Origin of the sequence: Enterococcus rotai (assembly GCF_001465345.1) — a bacterium.
Classification (GTDB): Bacteria; Bacillota; Bacilli; order Lactobacillales; family Enterococcaceae; genus Enterococcus_L; species Enterococcus_L rotai.
Window position 1 is genome coordinate 1715387 of sequence record NZ_CP013655.1, and the last position, 22512, is coordinate 1737898.

The following is a 22512-nucleotide window of genomic DNA, read 5'->3' on the forward strand; positions in this document are numbered from 1 at the left end:
TATGCAGGATTTAGCTAAGAAAATCATTACGCTTGTGGGTGGTGATGAGAATATCAACAGCTTGACGCATTGTGTTACAAGACTACGGTTCAATTTAAAAAATGAATCTAAAGCACAAACAAAAGAGCTTGAAGAACTTGATGGAGTGATGGGGGTTCAAAGACAGGGGGGACAATACCAAGTAATCATTGGTGGGAAAGTCGGAAAAGTCTACGCTGAAATTATCAAAATTTTGCCTCGTCTAGATGATTATGATGGGCAAGAGGAGACGAGTGGAGAAAAAGATTCTTTATTAAACCGTTTGATCAATACCTTATCAGCGATTCTTGTTCCCAGTTTGGCGCCAATTGTAGGCGGAGGGATGCTAAAAGGATTCTTATTTATGCTGACTAGTCTAGAGTGGGCTGATCCAGAAAGTGGTACGATGTTTGTACTAAATATGACTGGGGATGCAATGTTTTATTTTTTCCCGTTTCTATTAGCGGTGAGCAGTGCACGCAGATTTAAAACGAATGAGTACATGGCGTTAAGTTTGGCGGGAGTTTTGATGTATCCAACATTGCTTAATGCGGCGCTTGCAGGTGAGATGACCAATGTTCAGTTTTTTGGTTTTTTACCTGTTCCAGTTGTCAATTACAGTAGTTCGATTTTACCGATTATTTTAGCTGTTTGGCTGTTGAGTTATGTCTATCGTTTCTTTGAAAAAGTGATTCCAAGTATGATTACAGTGATTTTTACACCATTGCTTACGCTGCTCCTGATGGTTCCTGTGATGCTGGTCGTTTTAGCACCGATTGGTTTTTATGTCGGGGAATATATTGCCCAAGGAATTGAGGCGTTGATCAATTTTTCACCATTAGTATCCGGGTTTGTGATTGGTGCAAGTCGACCGTTACTAGTCTTAATGGGAATGCATCATGCGATTCGTCCAATCACCCAACAGCAAATTGCAACCTATGGCTATTCTACAATGGGGCCAATGAATTTTATGAGCACAATGGCTCAAGCTACGGCCGCTTTTGCCATATATTTCTTGATTTCAAATAAAAAAATGAAACAAGTGGCATTGTCTTCGACGGTTTCAGGTTATCTTGGAATTACAGAACCTGCTTTATATGGTGTTTTAGTAAAGTATAAAGCTGCTTTTGTCGGTGCGTCTTTAGGTGGTGGAATCGGTGGTGCTGTTGGGGCTCTTTTAGGGGCGAAATCAATGGCACCAGTAATGCCAAGTGTGTTGTCTATTCCAGTTTTTCTGAATGATGGGGCGGCAGGATTTATTATTGGGTTGTTTGTTACGTTGATTGCTACTTTCCTCATTACCTTTTTATTAGCCAAGAGTGTTCTTAAAATCGATGATCAACCTGAAACAAGTAAGGTGAAAGAAGGGCAAATTGAGAAGGGACAAAATGTTGTAACAATTGGGGCTCCGGTTTCAGGTACCGTTTATCCAATTAGTGATGTTGCAGATCAAACATTTTCAAAAGAACTAGTTGGTAAAGGAATCGCAATTATGCCAGATGAAGATAGAATCATTTCACCGGTTGATGGCACAGTGACAATTGCGTTTAAGACAAAACATGCTATTGGTTTAACCACAAAAGAGGGAGTCGAACTATTGATCCATGTAGGATTAGACACGGTGGAGCTGGAAGGAGAGCACTTTGAGTTATTGTGTAAACAAGGACAAACAGTTCATGTAGGAACGCCGCTGATTCAATTTGATCGTAAGAAAATCAGTGAGTTTGGGTATGATATCAGTGTGATCGTTGTCGTGACGAACTCAGATGAGTATTTATCTGTTTTGGCACTTGATGATCAAAGAAAGATAACGGAAGAAGAGACGTTGATCACGATTGTGCCTGGACTATCGCATGCTGAGGATGAAGTGGAGTTAGTTTTGGAGTAAGTGGGAAAAAGATGTTGAAAAGTACAAGGTGAAGCAAAGCGGAATGTTGTTACCATGTGTTATCTGGCTGCACAAATCAATCCTTAGGAAAATAGATAAATTGTCAGTGAAACAAAGAACGTTTCAATGTCAATTTCCTAATTTTCTACAGGATTAAACGATTTATTTCGCTTTTATAGTTATCTAGCTTCAAGAGCTAGCCTTTCGGGAAAAAGATAAAAATTGAATGTGACTAAGAGCGCCACAGTCAATTTTTCCTATTTTCCTGTCAAGGCTGGACAAGCTCTTTCAGCTTTTAATGTTATCTAGCTGCACAAATCAATCCTTAGGAAAATAGATAAATTGTCAGTGAAATAAAGAGAATTTCAATGCCAATTTCCTAATTTTCTACAGAATTAAACGATTTGTTTCGCTTTTAATGTTATCTAGCTACGTGGGCTAGTCTCTCGGGAAAAAGATAAAAATAGTTTGTGTAAAAAGCACCACAATCGATTTTTCCTATTTTCCTGTCGAGACTAAACGAGCCCGCTACGCGTTTAAATTTAGGAGGAAATCTAATGAAAATTATTACAGTAAAAAATTATGATGAATTAAGTAAAGTTGCAGCACAAATGTTGATAGGTGAAATGTTTCAACGTCATGAACGGGTAAATTTAGCCATTACAGCTGGGACTACACCGATTGGGATGTATGAAAAAATGGTTGCGGAAGTGAAAAATAAAGATTATTTTTCTAATGTACACTACTATAATTTTGATGAAATCCCCTATAAATCAGGGATACGTGAAGGAGTAACGATCGGAGATCTAAGAGAATTATACTTTGATCCTGCAGGGATTTCTGAGGATCAAATCCATATTTTAGATGGAGAAAATTATGAAAAGCAAGATGAACGAATTGAGGCTGCGGGAGGCTTAGATGCCATTTTATTAGGAATAGGTTCAGATGGACACTATTGTGGAAACTTGCCTGGAACAACTAAGTTTACTGATTTTACAACGAAAGTTATTTGTGATGAAGCGATGAAAGAACGGATTGCGCCGCATTTTGAAGATCGTGCTGAAACACCTGATTTTTATGTTACAATGGGACCTAGAAGTGTGATGGCTGCAAGACATTTGATTCTTTTTGCTAGTGGTACAAAAAAAGCGAAAATTATGAAAGCGTTTGTTGAAGGCGCAATCACCGATGAAATCCCTGCTTCTATTTTGAAAATGCATCCGCATTTGACAATTATTCTTGATGAGGAAGCAGCTAGTTTATTAGATAAGGAGAAATGATCAATGAGTAAATCAGTATTTCCAGACAATTTTTTATGGGGCGGTGCGACAGCTGCTAATCAATATGAAGGTGGGTATCTTTCAGGTGGCAAAGGGTTAAGCACTTTAGATGCAATCACAGGTGGTAACCATACAACACCAAGAATGATCACTTATAAAACTAAAGAAGGTAAGATCGAAACCTGTACGAGGGGAGCTGCGTTGCCAGAAGGTGCAGTTGGGTATGTGGATCCTAATCAATACTATCCAAGTCATGTAGCAACTGATTTTTACCATCATTATAAAGAAGATATTGCTCTCTTTGCAGAGATGGGGTTTAAATGTTTTAGACTATCGATCGCTTGGTCTAGAATTTGTCCAAATGGAACGACTGAAATCAATGAAGAAGGATTAGCCTTTTATGATAAAGTATTTGATGAGTTATTAAGCTATGGCATTGAGCCAATCGTAACAATCAATCATTTTGATATTCCCATGTATTTAGCAGATGAACTAGATGGCTGGTCAAGTAGAAAAGTAATTGATTACTTCTTATTTTTCTGTGAGACGTTATTTAAACGCTATAAAGATAAAGTCAAATACTGGATGACGTTTAATGAAATTAATTTTTTACGTAGTTGGACTCAAATCGGTATCCATCAAAATGATAAACAAGCAAAATATCAAGCAGCCCATCATTTATTTGTGGCAAGTGCTAAAGCTGTTACATTAGGTCATGCGATCAATCCGGATTTTAACATTGGAATGATGGTGGCTTATATCCCAAGTTATCCAATGAGCTGCAATCCAGAAGATGTGATGGAAGCAATCCAATTTAATCGTGAGCAAGAATTTTATATTGATGTGCAAGTTAAGGGCTATTATCCAGCTCATAAACTGAAAAAATTCGAACGGGAAAATATTGTGATCAAAAAAGAGGCTGGTGATGACGAGCTTATTCAAGCTGGAACAGTTGATTACATTGGTTTTAGTTATTATATGTCAACCGTTTCCGCCTCTAATCCAAATGAAGTCAAATTTGTGGGAGGAAATCAAATGCCGGCTGTTAAAAATCCATATTTACAGGAATCAGATTGGGGTTGGGCAGTTGATCCGTTAGGGTTGCGTATTTCTTTATGTAAACTGTATGATCGTTATAATGTACCATTATTCGTTGTAGAGAACGGTTTTGGTGCGGTGGATCAAGTTGAAACGGACGGTACGATCCAAGATGATTACAGGATCGACTACTTCAGTAAACATGTCGCTGCAATGAGCGATGCAATCGAATTAGACGGTGTTGAATTGATTGGGTATACGCCTTGGGGATGTATTGATTTAGTTTCAGCTGGAACTGGTGAAATGAAAAAACGTTATGGTTTTATTTATGTCGATATGGACGATGACGGTAATGGGACATTAGATCGTTCTAGAAAACAGTCGTTTTATTGGTATAAAAAGATCATTGCCGCAAATGGTAGTCAAGATTAAGCAAGATTGGACTTACTTCAAGAAATTGAAGTAAGTTTTTTTATAAATTTCAAAAAATGGACGTAAAATGTTGTAGTAGAAGTCAACCGTGGTATACTGCTAATGAGGCGAATTTATTGATTACAGCATTGGATGCTAATAGTCAGATAATTGAAAAAGCTGCAGGGGGAATAATACTAGGATGAAAAGAGTATCAATCAAGGAACTTAAAAAATTAATCGAATTAACGGTGAACGAACCAGTTTCGATCATTGATGTACGAGAAGTAGATGAATTTGCGGAAGGTCATATTATGACAGCCAAAAATTATCCACTGTCTACTTTACCAGAAGCAATGTCACAAATTGATCGGGAGCAACCTCATTATGTTATTTGTCAACATGGTGTGCGTTCTGAGCATGCCTGTTCATTTCTTGAAAATTATGGATACAATGTTGTCTCAGTGTCAGAAGGTATGTCCGTTTGGGATGGAGAAAGTAAAGTCAATACTTATAGATAAGAGAAGTCGTGATGAGTAAGCACTCATTACGGCTTTTTTGTTGGTGAAATAAAGGGATTTGAAAGGAACTTATTTTTAGTAAGTAAAAATGCTTGTCAATCCACTTACTTTTTGTTAGTATATAAATGTAGATAAGAAAACAATAGTTATTGGAGGAAAAAAACATGACAACAAAATTATTAATTGCATACTACAGTTCAACAGGAACAGGAACACAAATGGTAAACTGGGCGAAAGAAGCTGCTGAAGCAAATGGTGCTGAAGTTCGTTTGAGAAAAGTCCATGAATTAGCTCCCGATGTGGCAATCGATTCAAATCCAGCTTGGCGTAAAAATGTTGAAGCAAGTGCTGATATCCCAGAAGTAACAAGTGATGACTTATTATGGGCAGATGCTTATATCTTCTCTTCACCTTCACGTTTTGGTGTAATGGCTAGTCAGTTAAAACAATTCTTTGACTTACAAGGTGGTCTTTGGGCACAAGGGAAATTAGCAAATAAATTTGTAACAGCCTTTTCTTCTGCACAAAATCCAAATGGCGGACAAGAGCAAGTAATTCAAGGAATTTATACAGTTATGCAACACTGGGGTGCCATTATCGTACCAGCTGGATACGTAAATCCATCAACTTTTGCAGCAGGAGGTAATCCTTATGGAACAAGCGCATCTATTGATAGTGAGGGAAATATGTTGAAAGCTGCCGAAGTGAAAGCTGCTATTCAAGATCAAACAAAACGTTTGGTAGAAGTAACAAGCAAGTATCTTGGTGAATAAAATAGTCTCTTTTGATCGTTCAAAAAACTAATATATTTAGTGTACAGATAGTAATAGTGTGGAAACATTAACCCCCAAGAGAATGAGCTTCTCTTGGGGGTTTTTCATTTTAGCATACGTAAACTAAAACTATTTTATCTGAAGAACATAATTTTATTTCGTTACATCTTCTCCAAACCATTCCTTAGAGATCTCCGCCAGTTTACCGGATTCTCTAAGCTTTGCAAAAGCAATATTGATTTTATCTGCTACTATTTTATCTGACTTTCTCAAGCCCACAGCAAATGCTTCACTTTCAAATTGACCACTAACAATCGAAAAATCGGCTAAATTATCTTCATGAGAAAGGTAATAGTTCGCATAAACTCGATCGATCAGTAACCCATCGATTCGTCCAGATTTCAAATCCATGAACGCTTCATTAAAGCCATCATATAAAATAGCGGTTTGATCTTTGACTAAATTTTTTAAAATTTCAGGTTGTTCTTCAAAGCTGTTATAACCAGAAGAACCATTTTGTGCGCCTAAAATTTTTCCTTTCATATCAGCGAAACGATTGATATTGTTCTTTTTTAGCGAAACGACAACTTGTTCATTTTTCATATATTCATCACTGAAAAGGACTTTTTCTTCTCGTTCAGCACTCTTCGAATAGCCATTCCAAATCAAATCGATCGTTTGATTTTGTAATTCATTTTCTTTCATTGACCAATCAATTGGCTGGAAATCAACAGTGATACCGTACAAATCAAACACAGCTCGAGCTAAATCCACATCAAAACCAATGATTTCGCCCGCTTTATTTTGAAAGCCCATAGGGACAAAAGAATCATCTAAGCCAACGATCACTCGTTTTTCAGAACTGATTCGAGACCATTGATCTGTATCTGTTTTTTTTCTACCACAGCCAGCTATTACTAGGACAAAAAATAAAGTGGCTATAGTAAATAGTAGGTATTTTCTTTTTTTCATAGTCATTTGTCCTTTCTACTGAACAGGTTTTACTGTTAGTAAGTTATCAGCAATATTTTCAGCGAATTTCATATCATGTGTGACCACGATTTGGGTCATGCCTTGCGCTTTAAGTGTTAAGATCACTTCTTCGACTTGTTGACGCAATTCAGGATCAAGTGCACTAGTTGGTTCATCATAGCCCAATACTTTTGGTTTCATGGCAAGAGCGCGAGCAAGAGCAACTCTTTGTTTTTGACCACCAGATAATTGATAAGGATACAAGGACTCTTTTTCGCTAAGCCCAAATTTTGTCAGCAAATCAAGTGCTTCTGTTTCACTTTCAGCTTTCGTTTGTTTGAGCGATAGAATCGGTGCCAAAGTGATATTATCTAATACAGAAAGGTGAGGGAATAATTGGAAATCCTGAAACACGATCCCGACTACTTGATCCGCATTGTCCATTTCAACAGGATTAAAGGCTACACCATCCATCGTCAACTCACCAGAATCAATCGTTTCTAAACCAGCTAAACAACGTAGCAAAGTTGTTTTTCCACCACCTGAAGGCCCAACGATAGTTAAAATTTCACCATCTTTAATTTCTAAATTTAATTGATCGATGATTCGCCGACCATCAAAGCTTTTCGTTAAGTTTTTTATTAATAACATGATTTTCCTCCTTATATATAAGTAACAACGTTCCGCTTTGCTAAACCTTGTACTTTTCAACATTAAATTAACGAATGGAAGCAACGTTCCTTTCAGTCATCTTGTACCAATCAACATCAACTCATCTCTTCGTTGTATTTCTTGGCATGTTTCAAAGCAAAAGCGTAGCGGGCTCGTTTAGTCTCAACAGGAAAAATCGATTGTGGTGCTTTTTACCACAAACTATTTTTATCTTTTTCACGAGAGACTAGCCCGAGAAGCTAGATATTATATAGTAACAACGTTTTCCATCCTCAACTCATTTATAATACTGATAATGTTTTTCTAATTTTTTCGATGCTAAAGTCAGTATTGCGGTTAACAATAGATAAATAATCCCGACTAAAACTAATGGTAATAGATTAACATCACGGCTCATCGCAATTTTACCTGCTCGTAATAAATCTCCTAAACCAAGTACATAAATCAATGAAGTATCTTTCACTAAATTAATAACTTCATTGCCAATTGAAGGCAAGACGACTTTGATCACTTGAGGTAAGATAATCTTTTTAACTGTTTGAAAACGAGTCAAACGTAAAACCTTTGCTGCTTCATATTGTCCTTCTGGAATTGACTGAATTCCTCCTCTAAAAATTTCAGCAAAATAAGCCGCATAGTTTAAGATAAACGCAAATAATGCTGCATCGTATCGTTCAAAAACGATTCCGATCAAGGGTAAACCATAAAAAACAAAAATAAGTTGTAATAGTAAAGGTGTTCCCCGCATTAGCCAAATATAAATATTGATCAAAAAGTTCAAGGGTTTAAAATTGGTTTGTAAAGCAAAGGCAACGACGATCCCGAGTGGAATGGATCCCAGTAGTGTAAAAATAAAGACTTTCAATGTCATAAGTGCACCGTCTAATAATGCCGGCATGATTTCTAAAATGTACTCCATAATTTCTCCTCCATTTTTTGTTTCGTGTACTATTGTGTTGTAAGATAATGCAAAAAGTCCCCTTGGCAAGTATGCCAAGAGGACGAAAGAATCGTGGTTCCACCTCAATTTGTCAATATCTCGCGATAGTAACCTCATGGAATCTTTAGTGTTAGTAAAGATTCTTTTCTGATAACGGAGAAAGCCGCATCTTCTTACTTATTTCAGAAGATGACTGAATCAGATGTGTTCGTCAAAGGTTTCCAGCTTTTTTTCTCAGCGAATAAAAAAGTCTCTGTCAGGAAATGGTCTGTGATTACTTGTTCTGATTGTGTGTTCGTTTTATTAGAATGGTTAGTGGTTCGTTTCTGTTTGTTGTTAAGATGTATGGCATTTGGTGATACAGTTAAGCTTTTGGGTGGCCAAGTGTTATTCGTCATCAGCTCTGCAACACTCTATGATGATTAGCCGTTCAATTAGTAAAGTAGTTGATTTCTATTTGTTGTTTAGTTTAACATGCTTGGTGATTCACTAGTAAGGAAACTTCGCTCCCTTTGGTCGCCAAGTATTGTTCATCATCTGTTCTGTCCTTTGGCCAGTCACAGTGATTCACAACAAAAAGTCCTCTAGCAATTAAGCTAAAGGACGTAAAATCGTGGTTCCACCTTTTTTCATTATCGTCTCACAACGATAATCTCATGAAGTCATAGACTTCCATGCGCTAACGGGCACTCCCGAACTTTCCTACTGACTACTTTCAAAAAGTTAACTCCCAGATGTGGTTCGCTTTATTTTCCTGTCTTTTTCCACCAGCCAAAGACTCTCTTGAACGAAATAATAAAGGTACTCTTCTGTTCTTTGTTTTTTATAACTTTACCACCAGTTTTTCTGCCTGTCAACCATTGATTGTATAGAATATTCAGAAAATATTTCTTTTAAGCATAAAAGTTACTGATTCAATGAATTTAGGGTAAAATAGTATTAGTTATTCACTTTTAAAAAGTAAGTAAACGGTGATAGTTAAAAACTATCGCACAGCCTTGATTTGTACTATCCTTTCACCTATATATCTGATAAACTATGTACAATTATTATCAGATAGTAAAAAGGAGTGGTGTTGATTGAGACGGTCAATTATAGGAATTGCAGCGAATGAGATTAATGATGCGGGAGCAAAGTTGTATCATTTACCGATCAGTTACACACCTTGCGGTTATGTAAAAGCCGTTCAAAATGCTGGTGGATTGCCATTAGTTTTACCAGTTGGCTCTCCTGTTTTAGCCAGAGAGTATATAAATCAAATCGATAAGTTGATTTTAGCAGGTGGGCAAAATGTCTCACCCAGATTATATGGAGAAACGATTCAAGTTGAAGAAGCGTCGTTATCTGAAGAACGTGATCAATTTGAATTAGCTTTGATTGAAGAAGCTATCAAGCAAAAAAAACCTATTTTTGCAGTTTGTCGCGGGCTACAGTTAGTCAATGTAGCACTTGGGGGGAGTTTGCATCAAGATATCAGTCATTTGAACAAGAGTACTATTGCGCACATGCAAGCACCAATAGCTAGAGAAATTCCCGCACATCAGATTCGGACAGAAGCTGGAAGTGTTTTACGTAAAATTTATGGGAAAGAAACAATTGTTAATTCATTTCATTTTCAAGCAGTAAAAGAGTTAGCGGAGGAATTAAGTGTTACAGCTCTTAGTGAAGATGGCATTATCGAAGGTGTGGAAAGTAACGATCCTAGTTTAGCTTTTTTAGGCGTACAGTGGCATCCTGATTTTGCCTATGATCATTTAAAACAAGAGCAGGCGGTTTTTCGTTATGTTGTTGAAGAATTATAAAGTATTTAGCTTGACAGAACCATTCAAGCATTAAGTGTTCTATTCAGCTTTAAAAAAGAGGAGGAATTAGAAAATGAAGAAAAAATTTGGTGTTTTTGTTTTAGCAGCAGGATTGTTATTAACGGCTTGTGGCGGTGGTAATGGGGCAACGGATACGTCTGGTAAAAAAGATGACGGAAAAACAGCAGAGACGCAAGTAATCAAAGTTGCTTCGGGCGGCGAATTGTCAACACTGGATAGTGCTCATTACACAGATGTTTATAGCTCAGATATGATCGGTCAAGTGGTCGAAGGTCTTTATAGAATGGATAAAAATCATGATCCAGAGTTAGCAGTTGCAGCAAGTGAACCAACTGTTAGTGATGATGGACTTGTTTATACCTTCAAACTAAAAGAAACCAAATGGAGCAACGGCGATCCAGTTATCGCTGGCGATTTTGTATCTGCATTTAAAAATGTTGTTGACCCAAGTTTTGGTTCAAGTAGCAGTAATCAAATGGATATTTTTAAAAATGGTCGAAAAATTCGTGAAGGACAAGCAAAGTTGGATGAACTTGGTGTGAAAGCTGTCGATGATCAAACCTTGGAAATGACATTGGAATACCCAATTCCTTATTTAGCTCAAGTCTTAGTTGGGACACCATTTATGCCTAAAAACGAAAAATTCGTCAAAGAAAAAGGCGATGCGTATGGTACCTCTACGGATAACTTTGTTGGAAATGGTCCATTTGTCATTTCTGGTTGGGACGGGAATACAGAAAATTGGACATTGACAAAAAATAAAGATTATTGGGATCAAAAAAATGTCAAACTAGATACGATCGATGTTAATGTTGTGAAAGAAATCGGTACGGGTACAAATTTATTTGATGCAGGCGATTTGGATTATACTGTTTTAGCAGATACTTATGCATTGCAATATAAAGATTCACCTCAAGCACATTTTACGCCTAAAGCCATGGTTGGCTATTTGAGTCCTAACCATAAACGTGAAGTTACGGGAAATGTAAATGTTCGCAAAGCGATTTTACAAGCAATCGATAAAGATACGTTTGCAAAAGATATCTTAGGTGATGGTTCAACGGCAATCAACGGTTTTGTACCTAAAGATTTTGCAAAAGATCCAGAGAATGGTGAAGATTTCCGCAAAGAAAATGGAGATTTCTTGCCATTTGATTTAAAAGCGGCTCAAAAAAGTTGGGAAACAGCTAAGAAAGAATTAGGCAAAGAAGAAATCGAATTAGAATTGCTTTCAGCTGATTCTGCGCTGGCTAAAAAAACAATTGAATATGTTCAAGGGCAATTACAACAAAATCTACCTGGTTTAAAAATTACATTAAAATCAGTACCACTGCAAAATCGTTTAGATTTACAAACAGCTAGCAACTTTGATTTAGTTTTTGGTACATGGACACCAGATTACGCTGACCCAATCAATTTCTTAGAATTCTATGATTCTAAAAGTGGATTGAATACGGCAGGCTATAATAATCCAGAATATGATAAAGGGCTGAATGATGCAAGAATCACTCTAGCTAATGAACCAGAAAAACGCTGGGATAAACTGAAAGAATTAGAAGAAACACTGATTGAAAAAGACGCCGCTGTACTTCCTTTGTATCAAGGTGCAATCGGCTATCTTAAGGCTGATAAATTAAAAGATCTACAGGTATTCCCATTCGGAAGAACTGTTTCTTATCGTTTGGCTTATGTAGAGTAAGTAAAAAAACAAGTTGAATGACTATGGTGAAAACTGTATCATTCAACTTTTTTTGTGAGTTAATTTATTTGCTTGAACGAACTCATACCAGTGTTTACAAGAGGAATACAGCCTGGAAATCAGACAAGAGGTATGCGTATCTTTTGTAATTATCGGAAAATGAGTTTAACATAAAATGTAGATATGGGAATAGAAATAGTTGAAAAAATAACGTTGGAGGGACATTCTATGCGAGTGATCAAAGGACTTATTGCTTTACTGTTAATAGCAGGCATTTTTGGTATTGTTGGCTTGTATTCTCAATTGGAAAACCTAGGCGTTGTGACGACATTTTTCCAAGATTTATCGTTTCAGTACGATTGGTTGTTCTATTTTTATCAAGTGGTTATGTTCACGCTATTAGCGATTTTAGTTTTAGCATTTGGGGTGGTTTTATTCAAGCAAATCCGCAAAAAAGAAATCTATCTGAAAAAAGAAATGGGTCAAGTAAATGTACCATTACGCTCATTAGAATCAATTGCTAGAGTTTCGCTACGTGACATTGTCAACATTGAGGAGACACAGGTGAAAATAAGACTGACAAAACACCAAAAAGCGGATGTCGAAGTCACCGTAATCGACGAAAAACAGCAACAACTTTTGAGTAAAGGAAAACAAATCCAAGAGCAAATCCCGCAAGCATTACAGCAGATGGCCAAACTTGAGACAAATAAGACGAAAGTTGTTTTTAAAAAACGTAAAGCAGACGCTTCTTTGTTGCCAAGCAATAAAAAGGGCTCGCGTGTGATTTAAAGGAGGAATTGGCTTGAAAAAACTAAAGACATTAGCTCCTTACCGAAACCAGCTTCTTTTTACAAGTTTGTTTATTGTCGCAGCGATTCTTTTGATGACGATTGGTTTTTGGAAAACTGTTTTACTCATTCTATTTCCTTGCATTGGTTATTTTATTGGAACGATGCAAGATGAACAACGTTCTATCTCTTCAATTTTAGCGTCTATACAAGCTTTTTTTGAAAGATGAAAATAAATTGAAACAAATCACAGAAAGGTTGAGAAGAAAATGGATAACAAAGCAAATGTGAACACAACTGAAGGAACAAATGCAACAGGAATCAAAACGAAACTAACATTTGACGATCAAGTCGTGAAAAAAATTGCTGGTATCGCCGTATCTGAAATTCCTGGTATTTTAGGATTGAGCGGAAATGCCATTACTAACTTGACCGAAAAATTTACGAATGGCAATAATCCGACGAAAGGCATCAGTGCCGAAGTAGGGACGAAGCAAGTGGCGATTGATTTGGATGTCATTGGCGAATATGGTAAAAATATTGCCCAAGTATTTGACACTGCTACGAAAAAAGTTGCAGAAGAAGTGAAGAATATGACAGGGTTAGATGTGATTGAATTCAATATGAATGTTGATGATATCATGACGAAAGATCAGTATGCAGAAAAGTTTGAGAATAAGAAAAAAGAGGACAACGATACGGAAAAGGCAGCAGAAAATAATACCCGTACATTAGAATAATAAATCATTATTTTTATTAGAGGAGGAAAATTGTTATGTTAAGTTTTATTTGGTCATTAATCGTAGGTGGCGTGCTAGGTGCGATTGCCGGAGCGATTTTAGGGAGAGATGTGCCAGGTGGTGTAATCGGCAATATTATTGTTGGTTTTATCGGAAGCTGGGTCGGTACGATGTTATTAGGGAATTTTGGCCCGATTATCGGCGGATTTCCAATTATTTCCGCTTTAATCGGTGCAGTAATCTGTATTGCAATTTATTCATTTATTGCAAAACGAATGGCTTAATAGTAAAAAAACAGTTCTGTCGGCGTATAAAAGCACGTCAGAACTGTTTTTTTTTTTTTGCTATTCCAACATTTCTGCGGGAAGTAAGATCGTCTCTTTATTTCCATCATCAAAAGCAAAAACTTGAGATGGATACTCTTCATAGTAAGGAAAAGGCAAATCAACGGCCATTTGAACATCACTGATTTCTTGTGAAAAATGAATCGTTACTTTTCCGCCATTATCAATCAAATCAAAATATAACATGTTCGTCAGAGGAATGACTCCTTTTAAATCCAAATCAATAATCAGCCAGATACTGTCGATCAAAGCACCTGGTAAGCTTTCAACCACACCAAGAGAAGCATAACGACTACGTTGACTATCAAAACTTTCAACCATTTATTTGACCTCCTTTAGCTATCTACTATCCATAGTATACCTTATTTAGTCAAAACTAGCTTCTGTCATGTTTGATGAAAAAATCAAGTAGAATGCTTGTTAAATGAAAGAAAAGAGATAAGGTCAAACGACCCTATCTCTTTAAAAGTATAGTTAATGCAGCTAATTATTCTGGTTTTTCACCGATCACTGTTGGTTCAGCGGTAGCTTCAGAAGTTTCTTCTTCAGTTGCAGATTTTGCTTCAACAACCGCTGCGATTTGTTCTTCGCCATCCGTTACAATGTCGTACTCTTTATTAACTGGTAAATCAGCAACTGTGATAGCATCACCAATAGCGAGTTTTGTAATGTCTACTTCAACACGTTCTGGTAATTTATCAGGTGTCGCTGAAACTAAAACATTATATAAGTTTTGTGCTAGCTCACCACCGGCTTTTACCCCTTCAGCTTCACCGACAAGAACGATCTCAGCTTCGACTTCTGTTGTTTCTTTCATGTTTACAGCCAGAAATTCAATATGTTTCATTTGATTTGTAAAGGTGTCCAATTGTGCTTTAAACACTAACGTATTGATTTTTTTACCACCAATCGTCATTGTGATTACGGCATTGGCACCATTATCTCGTAAAATTTTTGTTAATTCTTTTTGATCAACTGAAACAGGTGTGCTTTCGATATCATACCCATAAACGACTGCAGGAACTTGACCAGAGTGACGTAGTTGATTTCTTAGGGAACGTGGACGGACAGCTCTTTCTTTAACTTCTAATGATACTGACATAACCAAAATCCTCCTTAAATTTAAAGCGGAACAAATCCCTTGATCCTGTAGAAAATTAGGAAATGGACATTGAGGTGTTTTTTGTCTCATTGCAATTTATCTATTTTCCTAAGGATTGATTTGAGCAGCTCGATGTGATTTATTGCTGAACGAGCTCGTTTAGTCTCGACAGAAAAATAGGCAAATATGTTTGTGACGCTTTTTGTCATAGGCATATTTTATCTTTTTTTCGAAAGGCTAGCTCGTGAAGCTAAATAAATCAAAATGAATTTGTATTTGGTTATCTGCAAAAGGCAAAATGATGGAAAATAGGAGTCTTACTTGTTGCTGTGAATCCATGTAAAAGCAATTACTTAGCTAAGCATTCCTGTCCAGATAAAAATTGAACAAAGAGCTTCTACAAAATGCACTGCAAAAACAAAAAATCCCGAATAATTGTGCACAATTATCCAGGGGGAAATTCCTATAATACGTTATTCTCTCCCAGGTCATTACGCTGTTTTTGAGAAACCTTATTCACTTTCTATATCAACCATAACGCGAATCCAAAGTTAAGTCAAGGGAAGTGAAGAATAGAAGGAAGTCTTTTAAACATTACTTAAAGTTTGTTTTGTCAAAATGTGTGTCGTTTTTGAATCCTGTTTCCTTTTCATTCTCCAAAGTTTATACTAAACTATTAGTTGAAATGAGGAAAAATAGATGCGTTTAGATAAATTATTGGAACTAGAAAAGATTGGTTCTAGAAGAAGAGTCAAAGCACTGATTCGCAGTAAACAAGTTACAGTGGATGGACAGATCATACTAGATGAAAGCCAAAACGTAGATGCGAAGCTGCAAGATATCTATGTTGGTAATAAAAAAATCAAGCGAAGCGCTCATGTTTATTATATGTTGAATAAGCCTCAAGGTGTGGTGACTGCAGTCAAGGATGCACACCATCAAACGGTCATTGATCTACTGGATGTAAAGGATCAAAGAGCAGGAATCTATCCGATTGGGCGGTTGGATCGTGATACAGAAGGGCTGTTGTTACTTACTGATAATGGTCAGTTGGGCTATCAATTGCTACTTCCACACAAAAAAGTAACGAAACGCTATGAGGTTGTGGTGAATGAACGATTGACTGAAGCTGATTGTGAAGCCTTTGCGGACGGAATCATTTTTTCAGACGGTAAAAAATGTAAGCCAGCAGAATTGACGATTTTATCTTCAGAAACACAGAAAAGTCGTGCATACTTAGATATTACGGAAGGCAAATTTCATCAGGTCAAAAAAATGTTTTTATCTGTTGGGAAAAAAGTGATTCATTTAAAACGTTTATCCATGGGACCGATCCAATTGGACCCTTCCCTTAGTTTAGGCGAGTATCGTTCGTTGAACCAAGAAGAATTAAAGACGCTACTGCCTTATTTTACGATTCATAAAAAAGAAAAGAGTGTGGACTATGAAATTTAAAACCTTATTATTTGATGTTGATGATACACTACTAGATTTTCAAGCAACAGAAAAAAAAGCATTACAAGCACTGTTTGAAGAAGAGGAAGTAACATTGACAGATGAAATAGAAGCAACCTATAAAAAAATCAATAGCCAATTATGGCGGGAATTTGAACAAGGAAAGACAGACAAAAAAACAGTTACAGATACTCGCTTTAGCTTATTATTTGATCAGTTGAATAAGTCAGTTGATGGCAAAAAAATGGGGGAGCGATATCGTTATCATTTAAGTCAAGGACACGATTTACTAGGCAACAGCAAATCGATTATTGAGCGTCTTAAACCTGATTATGATTTGTATATTGTGACAAACGGTGTAGCAAAAACGCAGTATCAACGACTAAAAGATTCAAATATGACTGAATTTTTTAATGATATTTTTGTGTCAGAAGAGGTAGGCTATCAAAAACCAATGAAAGAATATTTTGATTATGTTTTTGACCGAATTCCTAATTTTGAACATGAAAAAACAATGATCATTGGGGATTCCTTGGCTTCAGATATTCAAGGTGGGAATCTAGCTAATATTCAAACACTGTGGTTAAACCCATCAAAACAACCAGCTCATTCAGAGATTCAGCCAACGTATGAAATTAGTCGTTTGGATGAGATTTTTACTATATTAGAATAATAAAAAAAGAGGACAAGCACTTTGTGAAGGGGCTTGTCCTCTTCTTTAGGTTACACATCAATACTTAAACGAACCATATCTTTTAAAATCAGCTTATTTTCCACGATTTCTTCTTCATAGTGGCGAAGAAAAAAGTCTCGATCAATACTAGTCATCCGGAAGCCGCATTTTTGATACAGGTATAATTGGCCAAAACTAGTGCTGCCCGTGCCGATTTCTACCGTTTTGTACTGGCTATTTTTAGCATAACTCAGTGCAAATTGAAGTAATTTCTCGCCGATTCCTTGACCTTGATATGTTTTAGCTACAGCAATATTGACGATTTCCAAGGTTTCTGGCCTAGTAGGAAGCAAAGCTAAAATACCTGCTTCAGTACCATTAAATATAGCTTCAAAACAAACGCTACGTTTGACATAGTTTTCAACTAAATGTTTGTCTGGATCGGCTAATAATAATAGGTCGAAGTGGACAGCTTGAAGTTCTTGGATTTCTCTAATTATCATCGAATTGTTCCTTTCTAATAAATGGGTTGAATAAATGAACAGTTTTTTTTAATTAAATAGATAAAATTGTAGCTTTCTTGCTCGTTTCTATTATAATAGAAAAAGGTTATTATGACTATTACACATAAGAGAGAGGTTTCGTTGAATGAAAAATACTCAACCAATCGTGATTGGTGTTACTGGCGGTTCCGGAAGTGGGAAAACCAGTGTTAGTCGGGCGATTTTCAATCATTTCCCCAATCATTCGATCATGATGTTGGAACAAGATTCTTATTATAAAGATCAAAGCCATCTGAGTTTTGAAGAAAGACTGGCCACGAATTATGACCATCCGTTTGCTTTTGATACGGATCTGTTGATCAAACATTTACAGCAGTTGATAAACTATCAGACGATTGAAAAACCAGTGTATGATTATGTTGCCCATACAAGAAGTTCGGATATCATTATTCAAGAACCAAAAGAAGTGATTATTTTAGAAGGTATTTTAATTTTAGAAGATAGCCGTTTAAGAGAATTAATGGATATTAAACTGTATGTCGATACTGATGATGATATTCGGATCATCCGCAGAATCAAACGTGATATGGAAGAGCGTGGTAGAACATTAGACTCTGTTATTGAACAGTATCTAACTGTTGTAAAACCAATGTACCATCAATTTATTGAACCAACAAAACGCTATGCAGATGTAATCGTTCCAGAAGGTGGCGAAAATCACGTAGCCATTGATTTGATCACAACAAAAGTAGCTAGCATTTTACATGACTCTTGACTAAATAAAGGCTAATAAAAAATAGCAGTCGTATTGGGCTATCCCTAATATGAATGCTATTTTTTTGTTATTTTATATTGATCCTGAAAAATGAAACATAGACAAATCATTCTTGTGTGTAGTATCTTATGAGATAACTATTCAGCAATGTCAGTTAGTTTGAAAGGAACAGGGCAGATGAGAATTTTAATTATTGAAGACAATCGAGAATTAGCATTAACTGTACAAAAAGGATTGGAGCGGGGAAAATTCATAGTAGACTTGGCTTTTTCAGGCATGGACGGAGAAGAAAAAGCATATGTAAATACATACGATGCTATCTTACTAGACTTAAATTTACCAGATAAAGATGGATTGTCGATTTTACATTTTTTAAGAGAGTCAATGATCGACACACCAATTATTATTATCACGGCCCGAGATGAGATCGAAGAACGGGCGAAAGGCTTGGACTTTGGGGCAGATGATTATTTGGTAAAACCTTTTGAATTATTAGAATTAGTAGCCCGCATTCGTGCGGTTATTCGGCGTTTCCATGGACGAACGTCTCCCCATATTAAAATCAACCAACTCATGATCGATCCAGTTAAACGTTTTGTCAGTTATGGCGGTGCAGAGATTGTCTTAAAACCGAAAGAATTTGATATTTTATTGTGTATTGCCCAAAAGCATCCGGCTGTTGTCTCTACAGAAGAGATTGCAGAACATGTGTATGACGAACATTTTGACCCGTTTTCTTCTGTTTTACGTGTCCATCTGGCTAGAGTAAAAAAACAGCTTGCACAAGCATCGGGCAAGGAAATGCTAAAAACCATTCGAGGGAAGGGCTATCAACTATGCGAGTAAATTTAAAAATCAGTTTAACCGTATTAACATTTGCTTTTTTTGTCATGTTGATTATTAGCGGCGGCTTTTTTGCGGTAAAGAGTAATTGGAGTTCAATGAACGTTGGTCAATCGCTAGGGACTGCTGTTTATGTTATCAATGATTCTACAGAATTAACTGCTCAGCCAGCAACAACATTAGAGATTAGATCAGATGAAGTAGTGAGTACAACAGTCTTGGATGATATTTACTTAAACAGCTTTTTAAAGTATTTGCCAATGATTATTTTAGTTGTCTGTTCTGCTTTGTTGGTCTTGACCATGACATTATGGTACGTTTTACGTCGAATTTATACCAAACAAATGGTCACGATTATCCACGATCTGCAATTTCTAGAAAAATTTTCAGAAGATAAAGTGGAAGATCAAGCAGTAGCCGAAGCATTTAAACAGCTTAAGGATAAATTCGATGGCCATTTGAACGACTATAAACGGTTAAGCAGCTATCTGACTCATGAACAAAAAAATGCCATTGCTATTTTAAGAGCTAATTTAGAGTTAGAACAAAATGAAACAGCTAACCTACATATTTTGGATCGTCTGACCGATAGTATCGATGACATTTTAACCTTATCTAACAGTACTGGCGAAGCTATGAGTGAACAAGTTGATGTTTCATTGATTTGTGCAGAAGTTTGCGATACGTATCGTAAAAGTTATCCAGCGCTGTCATTTTCGTTTGATGAAGCCGGCTCCACAGTGATTTTAGGAAAAAATCGCTGGATTTATCGAGCAGTCTCAAATTTAGTGGATAATGCAATAAAATATGGGGAGCAAAAACCTATAATGGTCTCTGTCAACAACCGTAAAGGAAGCATTATTGTTGAAATCAAAGATCAAGGCAAAGGAATCGATCCTAAGGTACATGCTACTATTTTTGATCATAATTATCGGATCAATGGATTGAAACAAGATGGTTATGGGATCGGGTTGTCTGTTGTCTCTCATGTATGTGATTTATGTCAGGGTTTTGTTTACGTTGAAAGTAAGAAAAATATAGGGTCTACTTTTTATCTGTCATTTCCACAAATGGTTGAAAGTTAACATTCAGTTAACAATTGATTTGGTATTGTAGTTATAAGAAAGGAGGAGAGCAAGAAGATGTTCGTCTTAAAACATGCTTTCTTAAATCTTAAAAGACATAGTTGGAATTATTTACTTGTTTGCATAATGTTATTTGTGTTGATTTTAGGTTTAATGGTTACAAACATCATCTATACTTCAGCTAAATTATTTGCAAATGATTACAGTAAACAATTTCCCACGATTGTGTCGGTTTTAGAACCAGATTTAAGTAATACAACGCATGACAAAAAACTAACAAAAGAGCAATACCTCAAATTTGGAGAATCTAAGTACGTAGCAGGGGTAAAAATGGTAGCTAGCGTGCCCATTTCATTGAATCCCCTGAAAACAATCGACATGCCTAGCCCAGTTCAGTTTCAAAAACTGGAGGGAAATGAAGGAGCTAACAACTTTTATCAAGCAACAGCAAATTGGCTTGGGGCATCAGCGGATGATCTTATTGAAGGACTCAATGACAGCAATATGGAAATCGTAACTGGGAGTCCGAAGCTAAAGTTAAATGAGTGTTTAATCAGCAGTGAATTGGCACAGTTGAATCAACTGAAAACAGGAGATACGATTCAACTAACAGTAACAGGAAATGGAATAACAGAATATCAGACACTAACTATCGCTGGAATCTATCAGCCCAAAAAACTAGCCGAATCAGCTGAGTTCAAAGAGTTGATGATGACTCAGGAAAACAATGTTTTTACGAATTGGGAAACCATCCATGCTTTGGAAAACTTTGATCGTTTAGGCTACAACAACATTTCTTATGAATTAAAAAATCAGAAGAATTTTGATCGCTTTCTAAAAGAGATGCAAACAAAAGGGATGCCGAGTGAATATCAAGTAATGACCAATGAAGTAAGTTTGGAAATGCTTTTGAGTCCCGTCAATGGAGTTGGCACTTTGGCTGGAACGATTTTATTAGGCTTGTTTATTTTCGGTAATTTTAGTCTGTTATTATTTTCACTTCGGAACTTTAGACAAAGACAGACAGAAATTTGCGTTTTGCGTAATCATGGCATTACAAAAAAACAACTGATTGAAAGCCGAGTACTTGAATTGTTTGTCGTTGCTGGGGTTAGTTTCATTATCGCTTTGATCGTTACAAACTGGGTTGTACAACCAATCGCTAATTGGCAGTTGCAGAATCAAAAGATGCTGATGGGAAACATTGATCCGCTATTCAGTAGTACATCTAGTGGAAACGTAGAAACGATAAAATCAATTCCAATGATGTTCACTAAAGGAACATTCATCAATACGCTTGGACTTACCGCATTGTTTTTGACCACGATTATATTCATTGATAGTTATAAACTTTTCAAATTTGAATCAATTGAATGTTTGTTAGAAAGGAAAATAGACGAGTAATGATTCTCTCTCTTAAAAATATAGTATATACGCATAAAAAGAACAAAGAGACTGTGTTAGACGATGTCACGATCGATTTTTCATTGGGGAAGGTCTATGGCATTTTAGGGAAAAGTGGTGTGGGGAAAACCACGTTGCTTGCCTTGATCGCTGGAATGGACAAGGTCAGTTCAGGTGAACTTCTTTTCAAAAGATGCAACCTAACTAAACTCGATCGTGACCGTTATCGCCGACAAGAAATTGGGGCGATTTTCCAACAGTACAATGTTCTGTCTAATGAAACGGCTGTAACCATGCTCAAATTGTGCACGCTCAATTCCGACACACAAAGAAAAAGTGACGGTTATTTTTATGAAGCGTTAAGAAAAGTCGGACTAGATGAGAAATTGGCAAACCAAAAAATAAAAAAAATGTCTGTTTCGAATCGGCAAAGAGTCTATTTAGCTCAAGCGGTAATCAATGATCCTAAGATTATGTTGATCGATGATCCGGTTGAGTCACTAAGTGAACTTTCATTAGACGTGGTCATGGAATACATACGTATATATGCAAAAAATGAAGACAAGTGTATTATCATCGCCTCACGATCAAAAGTGATCGCAGAGTATGTTGATGAGTTATGGGGATTGAATGGTGGGAAACTATCATTTATTAAAGACAATGTAGAATAAAAAACGTTTTAAAGGATATCGAAGGTTGTTGTTGATTCGACTGAATAGTGTAATGATATCTGACTAAGCCGTTTCTTCATTGTTTTTAAGTA

Annotated in this window: 25 protein-coding genes and 1 other annotated feature; of the genes, 19 read left to right on the top strand and 6 right to left on the bottom strand. The window is 36.4% G+C overall.

Annotated features, from left to right (window positions below; translation table 11 throughout):
• The first annotated feature begins 1 nt into the window (after position 1).
• The 5 genes from ATZ35_RS07900 to ATZ35_RS07920 all read left to right on the top strand — a co-directional run bounded on the left by ATZ35_RS07900 (position 2) and on the right by ATZ35_RS07920 (position 5928).
• Complete coding sequence (locus ATZ35_RS07900) at positions 2-1906, top strand: beta-glucoside-specific PTS transporter subunit IIABC (protein WP_208930275.1); 1905 nt, start codon at positions 2-4, stop codon at positions 1904-1906.
• A 557-nt stretch (positions 1907-2463) separates the two neighbouring features.
• Positions 2464-3186: a glucosamine-6-phosphate deaminase gene (locus tag ATZ35_RS07905; protein WP_208930276.1), complete on the top strand. Its 723-nt coding sequence runs from the start codon at positions 2464-2466 to the stop codon at positions 3184-3186.
• A 3-nt stretch (positions 3187-3189) separates the two neighbouring features.
• Entirely contained in the window at positions 3190-4656 is a 1467-nt protein-coding gene (locus ATZ35_RS07910; RefSeq protein WP_208930277.1) for a glycoside hydrolase family 1 protein, read from the top strand.
• A gap of 181 nt (positions 4657-4837) precedes the next feature.
• Positions 4838-5155, top strand: coding sequence for a rhodanese-like domain-containing protein (locus tag ATZ35_RS07915; RefSeq protein ID WP_208930278.1), 318 nt, complete (start codon positions 4838-4840; stop codon positions 5153-5155).
• Positions 5156-5319: 164 nt separating this feature from the next.
• A complete protein-coding gene (locus tag ATZ35_RS07920) occupies positions 5320-5928 on the top strand; it encodes a flavodoxin family protein (RefSeq protein ID WP_208930279.1) in 609 nt (202 codons plus the stop codon).
• Positions 5929-6081: 153 nt separating this feature from the next.
• Here the strand turns inward: ATZ35_RS07920 and ATZ35_RS07925 are convergent, their stop codons facing one another.
• The 3 genes from ATZ35_RS07925 to ATZ35_RS07935 all read right to left on the bottom strand — a co-directional run bounded on the left by ATZ35_RS07925 (position 6082) and on the right by ATZ35_RS07935 (position 8491).
• Positions 6082-6900, bottom strand: coding sequence for an amino acid ABC transporter substrate-binding protein (locus ATZ35_RS07925; protein ID WP_208930280.1), 819 nt, complete (start codon positions 6898-6900; stop codon positions 6082-6084).
• A gap of 15 nt (positions 6901-6915) precedes the next feature.
• A complete protein-coding gene (locus ATZ35_RS07930) occupies positions 6916-7551 on the bottom strand; it encodes an amino acid ABC transporter ATP-binding protein (RefSeq protein WP_208930281.1) in 636 nt (211 codons plus the stop codon).
• Positions 7552-7849: 298 nt separating this feature from the next.
• Positions 7850-8491: an amino acid ABC transporter permease gene (locus ATZ35_RS07935; RefSeq protein WP_208930282.1), complete on the bottom strand. Its 642-nt coding sequence runs from the start codon at positions 8489-8491 to the stop codon at positions 7850-7852.
• 291 nt (positions 8492-8782) lie between these two features.
• Here ATZ35_RS07935 and ATZ35_RS07940 point away from each other — a divergent pair, with 291 nt between their 5' ends.
• The 7 genes from ATZ35_RS07940 (at position 8783) to ATZ35_RS07970 (ending at position 13849) form a co-directional block, all read left to right on the top strand.
• Positions 8783-8938 carry a hypothetical protein gene (locus tag ATZ35_RS07940; protein ID WP_208930283.1) on the top strand — a complete coding sequence of 52 codons (156 nt, stop codon included), beginning with the start codon at positions 8783-8785 and terminating at the stop codon, positions 8936-8938.
• Positions 8939-9108: 170 nt separating this feature from the next.
• Positions 9109-9338: a binding site (T-box leader), on the bottom strand.
• A gap of 253 nt (positions 9339-9591) precedes the next feature.
• Positions 9592-10314 (top strand): gamma-glutamyl-gamma-aminobutyrate hydrolase family protein, encoded by a 723-nt coding sequence (locus tag ATZ35_RS07945; protein ID WP_208930284.1) that lies wholly within the window; start codon positions 9592-9594, stop codon positions 10312-10314.
• Positions 10315-10387: 73 nt separating this feature from the next.
• Positions 10388-12034: a peptide ABC transporter substrate-binding protein gene (locus tag ATZ35_RS07950; RefSeq protein WP_208930285.1), complete on the top strand. Its 1647-nt coding sequence runs from the start codon at positions 10388-10390 to the stop codon at positions 12032-12034.
• A gap of 228 nt (positions 12035-12262) precedes the next feature.
• Positions 12263-12826 (top strand): alkaline shock response membrane anchor protein AmaP, encoded by a 564-nt coding sequence (gene amaP, locus ATZ35_RS07955; protein WP_208930286.1) that lies wholly within the window; start codon positions 12263-12265, stop codon positions 12824-12826.
• A gap of 13 nt (positions 12827-12839) precedes the next feature.
• On the top strand, positions 12840-13055 hold the full coding sequence (locus ATZ35_RS07960; protein WP_208930287.1) for a DUF2273 domain-containing protein: 216 nt from the start codon (positions 12840-12842) through the stop codon (positions 13053-13055).
• A 39-nt stretch (positions 13056-13094) separates the two neighbouring features.
• Positions 13095-13565 carry an Asp23/Gls24 family envelope stress response protein gene (locus ATZ35_RS07965; protein WP_208930288.1) on the top strand — a complete coding sequence of 157 codons (471 nt, stop codon included), beginning with the start codon at positions 13095-13097 and terminating at the stop codon, positions 13563-13565.
• A gap of 35 nt (positions 13566-13600) precedes the next feature.
• Positions 13601-13849 (top strand): GlsB/YeaQ/YmgE family stress response membrane protein, encoded by a 249-nt coding sequence (locus ATZ35_RS07970; RefSeq protein WP_069638886.1) that lies wholly within the window; start codon positions 13601-13603, stop codon positions 13847-13849.
• Between the two features lie 60 nt (positions 13850-13909).
• On the opposite strand, the gene ATZ35_RS07975 is transcribed toward ATZ35_RS07970, so the two are convergent.
• Together ATZ35_RS07975 and ATZ35_RS07980 are read right to left on the bottom strand one after the other, a co-directional pair.
• Positions 13910-14230 (bottom strand): DUF960 domain-containing protein, encoded by a 321-nt coding sequence (locus ATZ35_RS07975; RefSeq protein ID WP_208930289.1) that lies wholly within the window; start codon positions 14228-14230, stop codon positions 13910-13912.
• 166 nt (positions 14231-14396) lie between these two features.
• Entirely contained in the window at positions 14397-15011 is a 615-nt protein-coding gene (locus ATZ35_RS07980; protein ID WP_208930290.1) for a 50S ribosomal protein L25/general stress protein Ctc, read from the bottom strand.
• A gap of 699 nt (positions 15012-15710) precedes the next feature.
• Here ATZ35_RS07980 and ATZ35_RS07985 point away from each other — a divergent pair.
• Together ATZ35_RS07985 and ATZ35_RS07990 are read left to right on the top strand one after the other, a co-directional pair.
• Positions 15711-16466, top strand: coding sequence for a 16S rRNA pseudouridine(516) synthase (locus ATZ35_RS07985; protein WP_208930291.1), 756 nt, complete (start codon positions 15711-15713; stop codon positions 16464-16466).
• Positions 16456-17139: a YjjG family noncanonical pyrimidine nucleotidase gene (locus tag ATZ35_RS07990; RefSeq protein ID WP_208930292.1), complete on the top strand. Its 684-nt coding sequence runs from the start codon at positions 16456-16458 to the stop codon at positions 17137-17139. Before ATZ35_RS07985 ends, ATZ35_RS07990 begins: the two co-directional genes overlap by 11 nt.
• 50 nt (positions 17140-17189) lie before the next feature.
• Here ATZ35_RS07990 and ATZ35_RS07995 read toward each other — a convergent pair whose 3' ends face one another.
• Entirely contained in the window at positions 17190-17642 is a 453-nt protein-coding gene (locus ATZ35_RS07995; protein WP_208930293.1) for a GNAT family N-acetyltransferase, read from the bottom strand.
• Between the two features lie 145 nt (positions 17643-17787).
• Here ATZ35_RS07995 and udk point away from each other — a divergent pair, with 145 nt between their 5' ends.
• The 5 genes from udk to ATZ35_RS08020 all read left to right on the top strand — a co-directional run bounded on the left by udk (position 17788) and on the right by ATZ35_RS08020 (position 22420).
• Positions 17788-18417: a uridine kinase gene (udk, locus tag ATZ35_RS08000; protein ID WP_208930294.1), complete on the top strand. Its 630-nt coding sequence runs from the start codon at positions 17788-17790 to the stop codon at positions 18415-18417.
• A gap of 177 nt (positions 18418-18594) precedes the next feature.
• The gene (locus tag ATZ35_RS08005; protein WP_208930295.1) at positions 18595-19263 is read left to right on the top strand and encodes a response regulator transcription factor; all 669 of its coding nucleotides are present in this window, start codon (positions 18595-18597) and stop codon (positions 19261-19263) included.
• Positions 19254-20345: a sensor histidine kinase gene (locus tag ATZ35_RS08010; RefSeq protein WP_208930296.1), complete on the top strand. Its 1092-nt coding sequence runs from the start codon at positions 19254-19256 to the stop codon at positions 20343-20345. The genes ATZ35_RS08005 and ATZ35_RS08010 overlap by 10 nt, the downstream gene beginning before the upstream one ends.
• Before the next feature lie 57 nt (positions 20346-20402).
• Positions 20403-21749 carry an ABC transporter permease gene (locus ATZ35_RS08015; protein ID WP_208930297.1) on the top strand — a complete coding sequence of 449 codons (1347 nt, stop codon included), beginning with the start codon at positions 20403-20405 and terminating at the stop codon, positions 21747-21749.
• On the top strand, positions 21719-22420 hold the full coding sequence (locus ATZ35_RS08020) for an ATP-binding cassette domain-containing protein (RefSeq protein ID WP_244148227.1): 702 nt from the start codon (positions 21719-21721) through the stop codon (positions 22418-22420). Before ATZ35_RS08015 ends, ATZ35_RS08020 begins: the two co-directional genes overlap by 31 nt.
• The last annotated feature ends 92 nt before the right edge of the window (positions 22421-22512 follow it).

Bases quoted from the DNA above. Each gene is read 5' to 3' on its own strand.
- ATZ35_RS07900 (WP_208930275.1), top strand. From the start codon at position 2: ATGCAGGATTTAGCTAAGAAAATCATTACGCTTGTGGGTGGTGATGAG.
- ATZ35_RS07905 (WP_208930276.1), top strand. From the start codon at position 2,464: ATGAAAATTATTACAGTAAAAAATTATGATGAATTAAGTAAAGTTGCA.
- ATZ35_RS07910 (WP_208930277.1), top strand. From the start codon at position 3,190: ATGAGTAAATCAGTATTTCCAGACAATTTTTTATGGGGCGGTGCGACA.
- ATZ35_RS07915 (WP_208930278.1), top strand. From the start codon at position 4,838: ATGAAAAGAGTATCAATCAAGGAACTTAAAAAATTAATCGAATTAACG.
- ATZ35_RS07920 (WP_208930279.1), top strand. From the start codon at position 5,320: ATGACAACAAAATTATTAATTGCATACTACAGTTCAACAGGAACAGGA.
- ATZ35_RS07925 (WP_208930280.1), bottom strand. From the start codon at position 6,900: ATGAAAAAAAGAAAATACCTACTATTTACTATAGCCACTTTATTTTTT.
- ATZ35_RS07930 (WP_208930281.1), bottom strand. From the start codon at position 7,551: ATGTTATTAATAAAAAACTTAACGAAAAGCTTTGATGGTCGGCGAATC.
- ATZ35_RS07935 (WP_208930282.1), bottom strand. From the start codon at position 8,491: ATGGAGTACATTTTAGAAATCATGCCGGCATTATTAGACGGTGCACTT.
- ATZ35_RS07950 (WP_208930285.1), top strand. From the start codon at position 10,388: ATGAAGAAAAAATTTGGTGTTTTTGTTTTAGCAGCAGGATTGTTATTA.
- amaP (WP_208930286.1), top strand. From the start codon at position 12,263: ATGCGAGTGATCAAAGGACTTATTGCTTTACTGTTAATAGCAGGCATT.
- ATZ35_RS07965 (WP_208930288.1), top strand. From the start codon at position 13,095: ATGGATAACAAAGCAAATGTGAACACAACTGAAGGAACAAATGCAACA.
- ATZ35_RS07970 (WP_069638886.1), top strand. From the start codon at position 13,601: ATGTTAAGTTTTATTTGGTCATTAATCGTAGGTGGCGTGCTAGGTGCG.
- ATZ35_RS07975 (WP_208930289.1), bottom strand. From the start codon at position 14,230: ATGGTTGAAAGTTTTGATAGTCAACGTAGTCGTTATGCTTCTCTTGGT.
- ATZ35_RS07980 (WP_208930290.1), bottom strand. From the start codon at position 15,011: ATGTCAGTATCATTAGAAGTTAAAGAAAGAGCTGTCCGTCCACGTTCC.
- ATZ35_RS07985 (WP_208930291.1), top strand. From the start codon at position 15,711: ATGCGTTTAGATAAATTATTGGAACTAGAAAAGATTGGTTCTAGAAGA.
- ATZ35_RS07990 (WP_208930292.1), top strand. From the start codon at position 16,456: ATGAAATTTAAAACCTTATTATTTGATGTTGATGATACACTACTAGAT.
- ATZ35_RS07995 (WP_208930293.1), bottom strand. From the start codon at position 17,642: ATGATAATTAGAGAAATCCAAGAACTTCAAGCTGTCCACTTCGACCTA.
- udk (WP_208930294.1), top strand. From the start codon at position 17,788: ATGAAAAATACTCAACCAATCGTGATTGGTGTTACTGGCGGTTCCGGA.
- ATZ35_RS08005 (WP_208930295.1), top strand. From the start codon at position 18,595: ATGAGAATTTTAATTATTGAAGACAATCGAGAATTAGCATTAACTGTA.
- ATZ35_RS08010 (WP_208930296.1), top strand. From the start codon at position 19,254: ATGCGAGTAAATTTAAAAATCAGTTTAACCGTATTAACATTTGCTTTT.
- ATZ35_RS08015 (WP_208930297.1), top strand. From the start codon at position 20,403: ATGTTCGTCTTAAAACATGCTTTCTTAAATCTTAAAAGACATAGTTGG.
- ATZ35_RS08020 (WP_244148227.1), top strand. From the start codon at position 21,719: ATGTTTGTTAGAAAGGAAAATAGACGAGTAATGATTCTCTCTCTTAAA.